This window comes from Methylorubrum populi (assembly GCF_002355515.1).
GTDB lineage: Bacteria > Pseudomonadota > Alphaproteobacteria > Rhizobiales > Beijerinckiaceae > Methylobacterium > Methylobacterium populi_A.
In genome coordinates this window covers 4,573,679-4,586,827 of record NZ_AP014809.1, presented here as the reverse complement: position 1 = coordinate 4,586,827, position 13,149 = coordinate 4,573,679, and the positions used below count along the sequence as shown (strand labels likewise).

Genomic DNA, 13,149 nt, shown 5'->3' with positions numbered 1-13,149 from the left:
GGCCGGCTGCGGGGCCGAGGTTACGGGCGCCGAAGTCATGGGCGCCGAAGTCATGGGGTCTGTCGTCATGGGCCCATCCTCATCGCGTTTCTCCCTCACCGGACGATCGCCGTGCGGGCCTGGAGCCGGCGCACCAGCATCGAGGCCGTGAAGCAGACGGCGAAGTAGACGAGCGCGGCGAACAGGTACATTTCCACGAGCCGCCCGTCGCGCTGCGCGACCTTGGAGGCCGCGCCCAGGAAATCGGTCAGCGAGAGCACGTAGACGAGAGAGGTGTCCTGGAAGAGCACGATCGTCTGGGTCAGCAGCAGCGGCAGCATGTTGCGCAGCGCCTGCGGCAGAACCACGAGCCGCATCGTCTGCGCGTAGCTCATGCCGAGCGCCCGGGCCGCCGCGCTCTGCCCCTTGGGGATCGACTGGATCCCGGCGCGCATGATCTCGGCGAAGTAGGCCGCCTCGAACAGGGTGAAGGTGATCAGTGCCGAGGAGAAGGCGCCGACCTGGATCGGCGTGGCCGAGCCCGTCGCCCAGGCGCCGAGATAGGGGACGAGGAAGTAGAACCAGAAGATCACCAGCACGAGCGGCAGCGAGCGCATCAGCTCGACGTAGAGCTTGGCCGCGTGCGTGAGGCCGGGGATGCTCGACAGCCGCATCATGGCGAGAAGCGTGCCGAACACGATGCCCCCGGTCGCGGCGAGCGCGGTCAGCGTCAGCGTGAACACCATGCCCTGCCCGAACAGGTAGGGCAGCGAGGCGCCGATGACCGAGAAGTCGAAATTCGCGAACATCTAGCGCCCCCCCGGCACGGCGACGGCCCGCTCCAGCAGGGTCGCGCCCGCGATCACAACCAGGTTGAGGAGGAGGTAGAGGATGGTGGCCGCCGTGAAGGCCTCGAAGACCTGGAACGAGAATTCCTGCATCGAGCGGGCCCGGGCCGTCAGTTCGAGGAGGCCGATGGTCAGCGCCACCGAGGTGTTCTTGAGGTTGTTGAGGAATTCCGAGGTGAGCGGCGGCAGGATGACCCGGTAGGCGTTGGGCAGCAGCACGTGGCGATAGGTCTGGACCGTGGTGAAGCCCATGGCCGTGCCGGCCATCCGCTGGCCCCGCGGCAGCGACTGGATGCCCGCCCGCACCTGCTCGGCCACCCGCGAGGCGGTGAAGAAGCCGAGGCACAGCACCGCGGTGTAGAACGGCGCGTCGGGCAACTGCTTCACCGCCGTGCCGAGGCCTGCGGGCAGGAGTTCCGGCAGCACGAAGTACCAGAGGAACATCTGCACCAGCAGCGGCACGTTGCGGAACAGCTCGACATAGGCCGTGCCGACCGCGTTCGCGGCTTTCGACGGCAGCGTGCGCATCACCCCGATCACCGAGCCGAGGATGAAGGCGATGACCCAGGAGGCGAGCGCCGTGGCGATCGTCCAGGACAGGCCCGAGAGCAGCATGTCGGCGTAGGTGCCTACGCCCTCGGGCGAGGGCTCTTGGAAGATGCCCCAGTTCCAGGTGTAGTTCATGGCCGCCCCCCGCCGCCGTCAGGCATCAATAGGCGGCCGGGTCGGCGCTGTCGCTGGGATGGGCGAGGGCCTTCTGCATCGGCTCGCTCAGCGGGAGCTTGAGGTTGATGCCCCGCGGCGGGATGGCTTGCGTGAACCACTTCTCGTAGAGCGCCTTGCCCTCCGGGCTCTTGTAGAGCTTCGCGGTCGCCGCGTCGGCCACCGCCTTGAAGGGCGCATCGTCCTTGCGCAGCATGATCCCGTAGGGCTCGGGCTTCGACTGCGCCTCCGAGGATATGGCGTAGGCGTCCGGCGTCTTCGAGCCGGCAACCAGGGAGGCGAGCAGCACGTCGTCCATCACGAAGGCATCGGCGCGGCCCGTCTCGACCATCAGGAAGGCCTCCGCATGGTCCTTGGCCGGCAGGATCCGCATGCCGAGGCCGCGGGCCGCGTTGATTTCGTTGATCTGGCGGATGTTGGTCGTGCCCGAGGTCGAGACCACGGTGCGGCCCTTGAGATCGTCGGTCTTGTCGAGGCCCTTCTCCCGCTTGGCGACGTAGCGGGTCGCGGTGAGGAAGTGGGTGTTGGTGAAGGCGGCCTGCTTCTGGCGGTCGGCATTGTTGGTGGTCGAGCCGCATTCGAGGTCGATCGTGCCGTTGGCGATCAGCGGGATGCGGGTCGCCGAGGTGACCGGATTGAGCTTCACCTCCAGCTTGTCGAGCTTCAGATGCTCTTTGACCGCGTCGGCGATCTTGAGGCAGATCTCGTAGGCGTAGCCCACCGGCTTCTGGTTGCCGTCGAGATAGGAGAACGGCACCGAGGAGTCGCGATAGCCGATCGTGATTGCGCCGGTGTCCTTCACCTTCTTGAGGGTTCCGCTCAACTCCTGCGCGCCGACTGGTGCCGTGGCCGCCGGAATCGCGAGGGCGGCGAGGAGAAGCGCGTGGCTCAGGTGCATACGGCGGACCTTCTTCTGATGACGGCCGCCTCGTTGCAGCCGGGACGACACGCGTGACGTGCACGCGATTTGAACCGCATAGTGATGCCGAGAGAAGCGCTTGTCATCCGATCCGGACAGGCTCGCCGAGGCAAAGCCCGTACCATCGGCGCGAAGCGTCACTCCCCGCGGGGCCCCTCGGCAGGTGCGTCGCGGGGCGGATGCCAGGACCGCCCCCGCACCGAGGGCGCGAACCATCAGAAGTCGCGCTGGACCCGCATGCGGATTTGCGTCGTGTCGTAGCGCTTCTCGGTATAGGCCGGCAGGCCGTTCACGGTGACGGGGCGGCTCGCGTCGGCGACGCGCCCGCCGAGCGGGCCGGTGCCGATGTAGGTTCCCTCGATGCCGATATCGAGATCCTTGACCGGCGACCAGATCAGGCTGGTGCCGGCGATGATCTGGTAGTTGTCGCGCAGGATCGGGCTCGACGCGAAGGCCGCGCCGGTCGGCGGCGCGGTGGCGCCGACGAGACCGTTGACGAGACTGAACGCCTCGCGGGTGCCGCGCCGGAACCCGACCTCGCCATAGCTGCCGAAGAAGGCGGAGCGCCATTCGGGCGTCCAGTAATGCAGGAAGGAGGCGGTCGCCGTGAAGCTCGTCGAGAGGTCGATCCGGCCGGTCAGCGGGTTGATCACCGCGTCGGCCAGGGCGTGCATGAAGGGGGCGCCCTGCACCGGGTTGAGCTGGCTGCCATAGGTGCCGGTGAAGTACGAGAAGCCGGTATAAACCAGCGCGCCCTCGCCGTAGGCGCCCTGCAGGTAGAGCCCGTCCCCCGGGGCGATCCAGGGCAGGTTGACCTTGAGGCCGCCCTGCACCGCCCAACCGTAATCGGTCTGCGCTCCCGATGTGAGGCCGCGGGTGGCGAGCAGGGCCGCGGCGGTGCCGGCGCCCACCGGCCCGGTGGCGGAACCCGGCGCGGCGGTCAGGGTGGAGAGGCCGGAATTGGCGATGAAGCCGCCGATATTGACGTCCTTGACGGCGGCCGAGAGCTGGACCGAGCCCCAGCCCGCATCGTAGCGCAGCGCCCCGACGAAGTCCGGCATGCGCGAGCGCTGCACCGTGTCGACGAAGACGGCCGTGTTGGCGGTGCCGTCGGCGTTGGTGCCGAGGATGACGGGGCTCGGAGCGGTGATGAAGACGTTGTTCAGGCCGCTCTGGCCGGGGGTGGTCGCGGTGGGGCCGGCCGAGGCGGCGTAGAACGGGTTCTTGCGGACGTTCGGATCCTCCATCGACAGCGTCGCCGACCAGCCCTCCGCCGTCTTGTACGTGTAGGCCAGGAGGTTGGTGGAGGGCACGTCCGACCCCGCCGTCGAGCCGATCAGCTCGTAATCGTGGGCGTAGAAGTCGAAGAACGAGGAGGCGCGGCCCGCGGTCAGCCCGGCGAATTGAACGAAGGCCTTCTCGGTCACGAAGTAGTTCTGGACCCGGCCGAACGCGTCCTGACCGGTCCCCGGAAAGGCGTTGCCGATGCGTTGCTGCGTGCCCGACGTCATGAACACGCCGGTGCGGCTCGCGGCCTCCACGCGCAGGAAGGCGCGCAGGGTCCCGTAGCCGGTCTGAGTGCGCGCATCGAAGTTCAGGCGCATCAGCCCGCGGTACTGCGACAGGTCGCCCGAGCTGTTGGTGCGGTTCTGGACGGGGATGTAGCCGGCCTCGAAGCGGGCCCGGCCGGAAACGCGCAGGCAGGTATCGGTACCAGGGATATAGAAGAAGCCTGCACCGCTCGCGCTGCAGACCCGGACGTACTCGATCGGGACCGCCGTCTTGACGGGCAGGTCAGCCGCCCGGGCGGCGTCGATGGCCATCGCGGCAGCGACCGCGATCGTGGCTCCCGCGAGACGTGTCGTTGCACCCCGCTCCATCCACCGGACCTCCCTCATCAGTCCCGGCCCCTCATCGCACCGAGCGGCCCGCCATGCCGCCGCCCGAAGAGGCGTGGCGCGGGCCGACGGCACGACTTGCACGCCCGCTGTGCAGATCTGATCCATCTCTAGGCAATCTTATATAAGTCGAAATCAATACTGATACAATATAATTCTGTATTTGATACGTCACGCACAATCGCGCGTTGCCGCGGATCGGCGCCGGTCTGTGACTTTTCGGCCGCACCCCGCCCTCGCGAGGCGGCCGGTCGGGATGAAGCGGACGATCCGATCGTGCTGATGGGACGGTCCGACGCGAGGGAGCCCGATCGCACGATACGGTGCCCGGTTGATCGGTCCGGGCTCGACGAAGCGTCGCCATCGCGCGTCGGCGGAGCGATCCGGCAATGCCACCCTTCCGTGTGACGAGCGGCGCGTCCCGACCCGGACCGCTCGCGCGAGGGCTTCCGGTTTCGCGTCTCCCATACCGAACCCGGCCGATCCCTTCGGGACGGCGGATGTGGCCGCCGCTCAAGGCGCCGCGCGGCCCCGGCCGAGACGCGCCCTGCCCGGCTCGGGCGGGGCACGTCCGACAAACCGCACGCGCCCGCCATCGCCGGAGCGAGGACCGTCCCGTGATCGGGCGCCGCGCGAGTCGCATTTAATCCCGCTTGAGGCGCCAATACTTGATAATTTGCGCCCGCGTTGCGGCGGAGGGACAAGGCCGCTGCGGGAAACACGCCTACCGGACTTCCGTCAAATTATTGAACGGTCTGCATTTTCTTCGTATCCGTCGGTGTGGAAAACCACCCTGGACCGACAGCTCGGCTTCGCCATCCGTCAAGAAAGCGCACGAATAGCCGCAGCCCTTCTTGCGCTGGTATACCAGGCTGGGTGATTTTTAGCCTCCACGGGAAAGATTTTCTGCAAAAACGAGGGGCCCCTCCGTGAAACGATCGGTTCTGTACGCGTCTCTGCTTTCCGGAGTCTTCCTCGCCATTCCCACCGGCCTGGCCCGTGCCCAAAACGCGCCCGCCGCCCTCACCCCAGTCCCCACCCCGGCCCTCGCTCCGGGGGGGGCGGAAACGGCCCGGGTGCCGGCCGCGACGGTCAAGGCCCCCAAGGCACAGAGCGGGCCCTACTTCGCGGCCCAGCCGGCCCAGCCGCCGAACTTCCTCTACAGAGCACTCGGCGAGCCGGAGAACTGGCGCATCAGCGGCTCGTTCCGCCCCCGGGTGGAGGGGATCGCCAACCAGTTCCGCCCGGTGCCGACGTTTCCCGCCAACGACATCCTGAACTCGTATCTCACCACCCTCTACGTGGAGTACGGCGTGAAGGGCCCTGTGCGCTTCGGGGTCGAGCTCTTCGACAGCCGCGGCTACTTCCAGCAGCGCAACTCCTCCGCCTTCACCACGGAGATCAACGCCCTCGAACCGGGCCAGGCCTATCTCAACTTCGACACCGGCGATCTCGGTGGCGAGGGCTCGAAGAGCAGCCTCACGGTCGGCCGCTTCACCAAGAATATCGGCTCGCGCCGCCTCGTCTCGCGCCAGCAGTTCCGCAACACCATCAACGCCTATACCGGCGTGACCTTCGACTGGCAGGGCCTGGACAAGGACAAGTTCACGGCGCTGTGGGTGATGCCGCACACGCGCCTGCCCGACGACGTCAACGGCATTCTCGACAACGGCATCGAGTTCGACCGCGAGAGCCTGAACCTGCAGCTCTTCGGCGCCTCCTACACCTTCGCCAACATCTTCGGCGGCACGTTCGAACTCTACGGCTACGGCCTCTACGAGCAGGATTCGGGCACCGGCCTGCGCTCGGTCCAGACCCGCGACCGGCGCCTGTTCACCCCCGGCCTGCGGCTCGCCCGCTCGCCGCGGGTCGGCGAATTCGACTACGATTTCGAGGGGATCTACCAGACCGGGCTGGCCCGCGAAACCGCCGCGGCCACCGACCAGCGCGATCTCACCGTCTCGGCCTATTTCGTCCATGCGGAGGTCGGCTACACCCTCGACCACGCGTGGAAGCCGAGGCTGTCGCTGCACTACGACCAGGCCAGCGGCGACCGGAACAACGACGGCAAGTTCACCCGCTTCGACACGCTGTTCGGCGCCCGGCGCTTCGAGTACGGCCCGACCGGCCTCTACGGCCCGGTGCAGCGCGCCAACCTGATCTCGCCCTCGATCCGCGCCGAGATCACCCCGAGCAAGGTGTGGGACGCCTTCATCGCCTATCGCCCGCTCTGGCTGGAGAGCGCCACCGACACCTTCGCCGCGACCCTGATCCGCGACCGCACCGGCCGCTCCGGCACCTTCGCCGGCCATCAGATCGAGGGCCGCCTGCGCTACTGGATCATCCCCAACGAGATGATCCTCGACACCGGTCTCGCTTATCTCGCCAAGGGCGACTTCCTGCGCAACGCCCCCAACGCGCCGGATACGGGCGACACCTTCTACGGCTACCTCAACACGACGCTGTTCTTCTGATCCTCCCGCGGCGCGGATCGTCCGTGCGGAGGCTGACGGCGGGGCGATCCTGACACGTCAACCAGACGGCGAGTGGTTGACAGTCCGGCACGCGAGGCTCTGAACACCGACCCGACGGTCACCGGAATCGACGATGCGGCCGGATCATCCGCGGCATCGGGCATCATCGGGGCCGATCGGGGAGGCGTTCCGTGGCGAAGACGGCATCCGACACCAAGGCCGAGCGCTCCGCCGGGGATGCAGCCGGGAAGACCGGGGTCCCGGACGGCACGGGAAGGAAGGCGGCCAAGGCCAAATCCAAGGCGAAATCCGAGGCCAAGGCGGCGGCCAAGGTGGCGGCCAAGGCGGCGGCTAAGTCTGCACGCAAGGCCGCGGGCAAATCGGCGAGCGAGGTGGTAGCCAAGGCCGGGGCCATCGCGGCGGCCGAGCGGGCCGCCCGCCCGGGTCCGCCCGGCGCGGCAGCGCGCCGCGCCGCGGAAACGCCGCCCCATGAGGAGGATCTCGCCGTCGCCACCGTGCGCAAGGTGGCGATGGAGGGCGCCAAGACCCGCTCCGAGCACGATCTGCTCGGCGATGCCGAGGTGCCGGCGGACGCGCTGTGGGGCATCCACACCAAGCGCGCGGTGGCGAACTTCCCGATCACCGGCGTGCCGGTCGGCCATTATCCGGATCTCGTGCGGGCGCTCGCCCTGGTGAAGCAGGCGGCCGCGCGGGCCAACCACCGGCTCGGCTACCTGCCGGCGGGGAAGGCCGCGATCATCGACGAGGCCTGCACCCTCGTCGCGACCGACCCGGTCTACGCCGAATCCTTCGTGGTCGACGCGATCCAGGGCGGGGCCGGCACCTCGACCAACATGAACGTCAACGAGGTCATCGCCAATGTCGGCCTGAGGCTGATGGGACGGGCGCCGGGCGACTACGCCGCTTTGCACCCCAACGACGACGTCAACATGGCGCAATCCACCAACGACGCCTACCCGACGGCCCTGCGGCTCGCGGTGATCTTCGCCACGCAACCGCTGGTGAAGGCGCTCGACGACCTCGCCTACGCCTTCAAGAGCAAGGCGGTGGAATTCGCCGACGTGCTGAAGATGGGCCGCACCCAGCTCCAGGACGCGGTACCGATGACCTTGGGCCAGGAGTTCGACGGCTTCCACGCCACGATCAAGGAGGATGTGGCGCGGCTGAACGAGATCGTCGGCCTGTTCCGCGAGGTGAATCTCGGCGCGACCGCGATCGGCACCGGCATCAACGCCGACCCGCGCTACGCCGCGCTGGCGGTGGAGGAGCTGTCGCGGCTCTCCGGCCAGCCGATGGTGCTGGCCTCCAACCTGATCGAGGCGACCTCGGATCTCGGCGCCTTCGTGCTGTTCTCCGGCACCCTGAAGCGCGTCGCGGTCAAGCTCTCGAAGATCTGCAACGACCTGCGCCTGCTCTCGTCCGGCCCCCGCGCGGGCTTCGGCGAGATCCGCCTGCCCGCGGTGCAGGCCGGCTCCTCGATCATGCCGGGCAAGGTCAACCCGGTCATCCCGGAGGTGGTCAATCAGGTCGCCTACATGGTGATCGGCCACGACCTGACCGTGACCCTCTGCGCCGAGGGCGGCCAGCTCCAGCTCAACGCCTTCGAACCGACCATCGGCTACTGCGTGCTGAGCTCGCTGCGGATGCTGAGCGCGGCCATCGACACCCTGACCAAGCGCTGCGTCGAGGGCATCGAGGCCGACCGCGAGCGCTGCCGCAGCCTCGTCCAGGGCTCAATCGGCCTCGTCACGGCGCTGGCGCCGACGCTCGGCTACGAGGCGAGCTCCCGCATCGCCCGCCGCGCGCTCCGAGAGAACCGCACGGTGGCGGATCTGGTGCTGGAGGAGGGCCTGCTCACCGAGGCCCAGCTCAATGGGCTTCTGGAGCTCGAGGCCATGACCCATCCGACCCGGCGGCAGAAGGCCGGGACGGTGGGCTGAGACCCGTGACGGCCGATGGCGGTCACGGGATGACCCTGTCCGCCCGCAGCCGTTCGAACAGGTCGAAGAAGGCGTCGTCCGAGGGCTGGTAGTCGAGGAATCCCAGGCGCCGGCTCTTGCTCATGTCGGTGACGACCTCGATCGGGCGGCCGAGATCGGCATCGGTGTGCCAGGCCGAGGCCAGGCGGTTGAGGTCGGGCTCGATCAGGCCGTGGCGCGCCGCGATCTCCGCCCAGAGCGGGGCGGCGCCCGCCAATTGGTGTTCGAGCGGATTGATCTCCCCGTCGAAGGGCGCGGGTTCGACCCCGAACCATCGGGCGAGTTGTCCCCACATCCATTTCCAGCGGAAGACGTCGCCGTTGACGACGTTGAAGGCCTCATTGTGCGCGGCCGGCGTCAGCGCCGCCCATTCGAGGTGACGGGCCAGGAGCCGCGCATCGGTGACGTCGGTGAGCCCGTTCCACTGCGCCGCCGAGCCGGGGAAGCGGAAGGGGCGCCCGGTCTCGCGGCAGAGCGTGGCGTAGACGGCCAGCGTCACGCCCATGTTCATGGCGTTGCCGAGCGCGTAGCCGACGATCGTGTGCGGGCGGTGCACGCTCCAGGTGAAATTCTGGCGCGCGGCGGCCTCGAACACCGCATCCTCCTGCGCGTAGTAGAAATTCTCGACCGGAAGGCGCGGCAGGTCTTCGCGAAACGGCGTCGGCGGCAGGCTGCCTTTGCCGTAGGCCTCGAACGGCCCGAGATAGTGCTTGAGGCCCGTCACCAGCGCCACGTGGCGCACGCTGCCGGCCGGGCGCAGGGCCTCGAGCAGATTTGCGACCATCGCCGCGTTCACGCGGATGTTCTCGGCCTCCGTGGCTTGGCGCAGCCAAGTGGCGAGGAAGACGTGGCTGGGCGCATGGCCGTCGAGCGCCCGGGCCAGGGCGTCGGGGTCGAGCAGATCCGCGGCCACCGGCGTGACGCCGGCGATGTCCGGCGGGCGGCGGGCAAGCCCCTCGACCGTCCAGCCCCGCCCGACGAGGTGTCGGGCGAGATTGTTGCCGACGATGCCGCCGACGCCCGCGATCAGTGCCGTTCCGGTCATGTCTGTCTCCGCTCTCTTCCGCAGACCCGTCGCCACGGAGCTAGGCGTCCTGTCCGGACGGCGCTAGACGGCACCCTTTGGGGTCATAGGCACCGAAAGGTTACCACCATGGAGCCGGGAAGCCCGGACCACGAGGGGCGGGAGGATTGCGCGCCGCGGCGGATCCTGGCGCTGTTCTCGACCAAATGGACCAGCATGGTCCTGCACACGCTCCACAGCCTCCACGGGGGACGCGCCCGCACCGGCGTGCTCCACCGCAGCCTGCCCGGCATCTCGAAGAAGATGCTGACCCAGACGCTGCGGGAAATGGAGGGCAGCGGCCTCGTCACCCGCCATGTCGAGGGCACGGTGCCGCCCGCCGTGGAGTACCGGATCACCCCGCTCGGGTGCCGCTTCGTGGAGCCGGTGGAACTGCTCTACGCCTGGAGCCGGGCCAATGCCGACGCCCTCGACAGCCTCGGCCCTCGCTCGAACACCCGGCGATGAGCGGAGGGCTCAGACCAAGCCGGTGAGATAGTAGACGCCGATGACGAAGAACACGGCCACGGTCTTGATGATCGTGATGGCAAAGATGTCGCCGTAGGACTGTCGATGGGTGAGCCCGGTGACGGCGAGCAGGGTGATCACCGCGCCGTTATGGGGCAGGGTGTCCATGCCGCCGCTCGCCATGGAGGCGACGCGGTGCATCACCTCGAGCGGGATGCCGGCCGCCTGCGCCGCCTCGACGAAGCGGCCGGACAGCGCACCCAGCGCGATCGAGAGCCCGCCCGAGGCCGAGCCGGTGACGCCGGCGAGCACGTTGACCGTCACCGCCTCGTTGATCAGCGGGTTGGGGATCGCCGAGAGCGCGTCCGAGATCACCTTGAAGCCCGGAAGCGCGGCGATGACCGCGCCGAAGCCGTACTCGGTGGCGGTGTTCATGCCGGCCAGGAGCGAGCCCGCCACCGCCGCCTTCGACCCCTCGGAAAAACGCTCCGCGAGGTTGCGGAAGCCGAGGATCACGGTGGCGAGGATGCCGAGCAGGAGCGCGCCCTGCACCGCCCAGATCGCCGCCACGGTCTTGACCTGGACCGTGACCGGGTGGGCGGCCATTTCCGGGGTCAGCGCGGCGCTCGCCTGCTCGCCGTAGGCCGCCGTGATCCAGGCGAGCAACAGCTTGTTGCCGATCCCGACGATGAGGAGCGGCAGGATCGCGACCAGGGGATGGATGACGACCCGATCCTCGACCGCCTGCGGCTCGTTGCTGTGGCCCTCGCCGTACCCCTCGTCCCCGGCCCGGCGGCGGCGCCATTCGAGATAGGCGACGCCGACGCAGAACACGAAGAGCGCGCCGATGATCCCGAGCCAGGGGGCGGCGTAGGCGTCGGTCTTGAAGAAGGAGGCCGGGATGATGTTCTGGATCTGCGGCGTGCCCGGCAGGGTGTCCATGGTGAAGGTGAAGGCGCCGAGCGCGATCGTTCCCGGGATCAAGCGCTTCGGGATGTTCGAGCGGCGAAACAGCTCGGCGGCGAAGGGGTAGACCGCGAAGACCGCGACGAACAGCGAGACGCCGCCATAGGTGAGGATCGCCCCCACCAGCACGATGGCGACGATCGCCCTGCCCTCACCCAGGAGCCCGGTGACGGCGCCGACGATGGAGCGGGCAAAGCCCGAGATCTCGATGAGCTTGCCGAACACCGCGCCGAGCAGGAAGACGGGAAAGTACAGCTTCAGGAAGCCGACGAGCTTCTCCATGAACAGGCCGGAGAAGAGGGTCGGCACGGCCGCCGGGTCGGTGAGCAGCACCGCGCCCATCGCGGCGACGGGAGCGAACAGGATGACCGAGAAGCCGCGATAGGCGATCGCCATCAGGAAGAAGAGCGCCGCGAGGCAGATCAGGAAGCTCAAGGACGCGCCCTCCGCCGCACCACTCACGGTGCGCGGTGATCAATCTGTCCCAAGCGCGGCCGTGTTCAATGGAGGCGGGGTTACAGGCTCCGGTGCATCACCAGCGCGTCGACCGGTCCCTGCACGGGATGGCGGAACACGCCGGGCAGGCGGCCGACCTCCCGCAGGCCGAGGCTCGTCCACAGGGCGACGGCGTGGGCATTGGTGGCGACGACGAGGTTGAACTGCATCGCGGAGAAGCCCAGCGCCCGCGCGGTCTCGAAGGAATGCAGGCCCATGGCGCGGGCGATGCCCCGGCCCCGCGCGGCGGGATGCGTGGCGTAGGTGCCGTTGGCGACGTGGTCGCCGGGGCCGAGCTGATTGGCGCGGATGTAGTAGCTGCCCAGCACCGCTCCGGCGTCCTGCGCGACGAAGACGTGGTGGGCCGGGGAGAACCAGTAGGCGAGCGCCCGCGCCCGGTCCCAGTCCCGCGGCAGGGCGTAGGTCTCGCCCGCCCGCAGGATCGGCTCCAGGATCGACCAGATCGCGTCGTGGTCGCGGCTCTGCGCCGGGCGGATCAGGAGGTCGGACATCGCGTTCGGGAGGGTGCCGGCGGCCGGGGACGGTCCCGGCGCTGGTAGCACGGATCGAGGGCGGCCGGATCTTTCGGCGTAGAGCCCTGTCCCATTCGGACAACGCGCCCCCCGCGCGGAGATGAAACCTCCCTCAAGATGCGGAAAAATCAGGAAGATTGGCTTCGTTTCCCCGCCCGCCCCCAGCGTTGACGGCAGGTTTTTTCCCGATCGAGACTTCGACGCGGCCGTGCCGCGGCCGCCCGACGACCTGTCCGAGGGAGCAACCGCGATGTATCGCAGATCGACGATCCTTGCCGTCCCCCCTGCCGCCGTCCTTGCCGCCGCCTTGTCGCTGGCCCCGCTCCTTCCGGCGGTTGCCGTCGCGATGCCGATGGGCGGCAGCTTCACCGGCCGCGTCGACAGCCAGACCCCGCAGGTGCTGGGTCCGAACGAGGTCAAACTCCGGCAGACCGCCTCCGGGATCAATACCGGCCCCGGCACGCCGCTCGACGGCGCCCAGGTCCAGTGGGTGGAGACCGTCACGCTCAAGAACGGCCAGGGTCCGGTGGAAGGCACCATCACCTTCACGACCCCCGGCGGCTCGACGTCGAGCCGCTACAAGGGCACCGTCACGACCGATGCGCAGGGCCGCGTCACGGCATCGGGCACCTATCGGGACGGCCCGGCCACCGGCGAGTTCGCGGGTACGAAGGGCAACGGCACCTTCTCCCTCGCCTATTCCTCGAAGACGGACTTCGCCGGCCAGTGGCAGGGCGAGGTGACGCTGCCGGGCCAGAAATCCTCGAAGCGTTGAAGCCCCCC

11 protein-coding genes are annotated in these 13,149 nt (G+C 68.7%); 4 read left to right on the top strand and 7 right to left on the bottom strand.

What is annotated here, in order from left to right; genetic code table 11:
• Nucleotides 1-95 precede the first annotated feature (95 nt).
• The 4 genes from MPPM_RS21235 to MPPM_RS21220 form a co-directional block, all read right to left on the bottom strand.
• Nucleotides 96-788 carry an amino acid ABC transporter permease gene (locus MPPM_RS21235; RefSeq protein WP_096486752.1) on the bottom strand — a complete coding sequence of 231 codons (693 nt, stop codon included), beginning with the start codon at nt 786-788 and terminating at the stop codon, nt 96-98.
• Nucleotides 789-1,511, bottom strand: a complete 723-nt coding sequence (locus MPPM_RS21230) for an amino acid ABC transporter permease (protein ID WP_096486751.1) — start codon at nt 1,509-1,511, stop codon at nt 789-791.
• Nucleotides 1,512-1,536: 25 nt separating this feature from the next.
• Nucleotides 1,537-2,448 (bottom strand): amino acid ABC transporter substrate-binding protein, encoded by a 912-nt coding sequence (locus MPPM_RS21225; RefSeq protein WP_096486750.1) that lies wholly within the window; start codon nt 2,446-2,448, stop codon nt 1,537-1,539.
• A gap of 236 nt (nt 2,449-2,684) precedes the next feature.
• Nucleotides 2,685-4,349: a porin gene (locus MPPM_RS21220; RefSeq protein WP_096486749.1), complete on the bottom strand. Its 1,665-nt coding sequence runs from the start codon at nt 4,347-4,349 to the stop codon at nt 2,685-2,687.
• A gap of 1,094 nt (nt 4,350-5,443) precedes the next feature.
• Between MPPM_RS21220 and MPPM_RS21215 the strand changes: the two genes are divergently transcribed.
• Nucleotides 5,444-6,841, top strand: a complete 1,398-nt coding sequence (locus MPPM_RS21215; RefSeq protein WP_432419825.1) for an alginate export family protein — start codon at nt 5,444-5,446, stop codon at nt 6,839-6,841.
• A gap of 392 nt (nt 6,842-7,233) precedes the next feature.
• Nucleotides 7,234-8,802 (top strand): aspartate ammonia-lyase, encoded by a 1,569-nt coding sequence (locus tag MPPM_RS21210; RefSeq protein ID WP_432419861.1) that lies wholly within the window; start codon nt 7,234-7,236, stop codon nt 8,800-8,802.
• Nucleotides 8,803-8,824: 22 nt separating this feature from the next.
• Here the strand turns inward: MPPM_RS21210 and MPPM_RS21205 are convergent, their stop codons facing one another.
• Nucleotides 8,825-9,886: an SDR family oxidoreductase gene (locus MPPM_RS21205; RefSeq protein ID WP_096486746.1), complete on the bottom strand. Its 1,062-nt coding sequence runs from the start codon at nt 9,884-9,886 to the stop codon at nt 8,825-8,827.
• A gap of 108 nt (nt 9,887-9,994) precedes the next feature.
• On the opposite strand from MPPM_RS21205, the gene MPPM_RS21200 reads away from it, so the two are divergent.
• Complete coding sequence (locus tag MPPM_RS21200) at nt 9,995-10,372, top strand: winged helix-turn-helix transcriptional regulator (RefSeq protein WP_096486745.1); 378 nt, start codon at nt 9,995-9,997, stop codon at nt 10,370-10,372.
• A 9-nt stretch (nt 10,373-10,381) separates the two neighbouring features.
• Here the strand turns inward: MPPM_RS21200 and MPPM_RS21195 are convergent, their stop codons facing one another.
• Together MPPM_RS21195 and MPPM_RS21190 are read right to left on the bottom strand one after the other, a co-directional pair.
• The gene (locus MPPM_RS21195) at nt 10,382-11,773 is read right to left on the bottom strand and encodes a GntP family permease (RefSeq protein WP_096486744.1); all 1,392 of its coding nucleotides are present in this window, start codon (nt 11,771-11,773) and stop codon (nt 10,382-10,384) included.
• Nucleotides 11,774-11,853: 80 nt separating this feature from the next.
• On the bottom strand, nt 11,854-12,345 hold the full coding sequence (locus MPPM_RS21190) for a GNAT family N-acetyltransferase (protein ID WP_096486743.1): 492 nt from the start codon (nt 12,343-12,345) through the stop codon (nt 11,854-11,856).
• A 271-nt stretch (nt 12,346-12,616) separates the two neighbouring features.
• Between MPPM_RS21190 and MPPM_RS21185 the strand changes: the two genes are divergently transcribed.
• Nucleotides 12,617-13,141 (top strand): hypothetical protein, encoded by a 525-nt coding sequence (locus tag MPPM_RS21185; RefSeq protein WP_096486742.1) that lies wholly within the window; start codon nt 12,617-12,619, stop codon nt 13,139-13,141.
• The last annotated feature ends 8 nt before the right edge of the window (nt 13,142-13,149 follow it).

Bases quoted from the DNA above. Each gene is read 5' to 3' on its own strand.
- MPPM_RS21220 (WP_096486749.1), bottom strand. From the start codon at position 4,349: ATGGAGCGGGGTGCAACGACACGTCTCGCGGGAGCCACGATCGCGGTC.
- MPPM_RS21185 (WP_096486742.1), top strand. From the start codon at position 12,617: ATGTATCGCAGATCGACGATCCTTGCCGTCCCCCCTGCCGCCGTCCTT.
- MPPM_RS21190 (WP_096486743.1), bottom strand. From the start codon at position 12,345: ATGTCCGACCTCCTGATCCGCCCGGCGCAGAGCCGCGACCACGACGCG.
- MPPM_RS21225 (WP_096486750.1), bottom strand. From the start codon at position 2,448: ATGCACCTGAGCCACGCGCTTCTCCTCGCCGCCCTCGCGATTCCGGCG.
- MPPM_RS21235 (WP_096486752.1), bottom strand. From the start codon at position 788: ATGTTCGCGAATTTCGACTTCTCGGTCATCGGCGCCTCGCTGCCCTAC.
- MPPM_RS21230 (WP_096486751.1), bottom strand. From the start codon at position 1,511: ATGAACTACACCTGGAACTGGGGCATCTTCCAAGAGCCCTCGCCCGAG.
- MPPM_RS21205 (WP_096486746.1), bottom strand. From the start codon at position 9,886: ATGACCGGAACGGCACTGATCGCGGGCGTCGGCGGCATCGTCGGCAAC.
- MPPM_RS21200 (WP_096486745.1), top strand. From the start codon at position 9,995: ATGGAGCCGGGAAGCCCGGACCACGAGGGGCGGGAGGATTGCGCGCCG.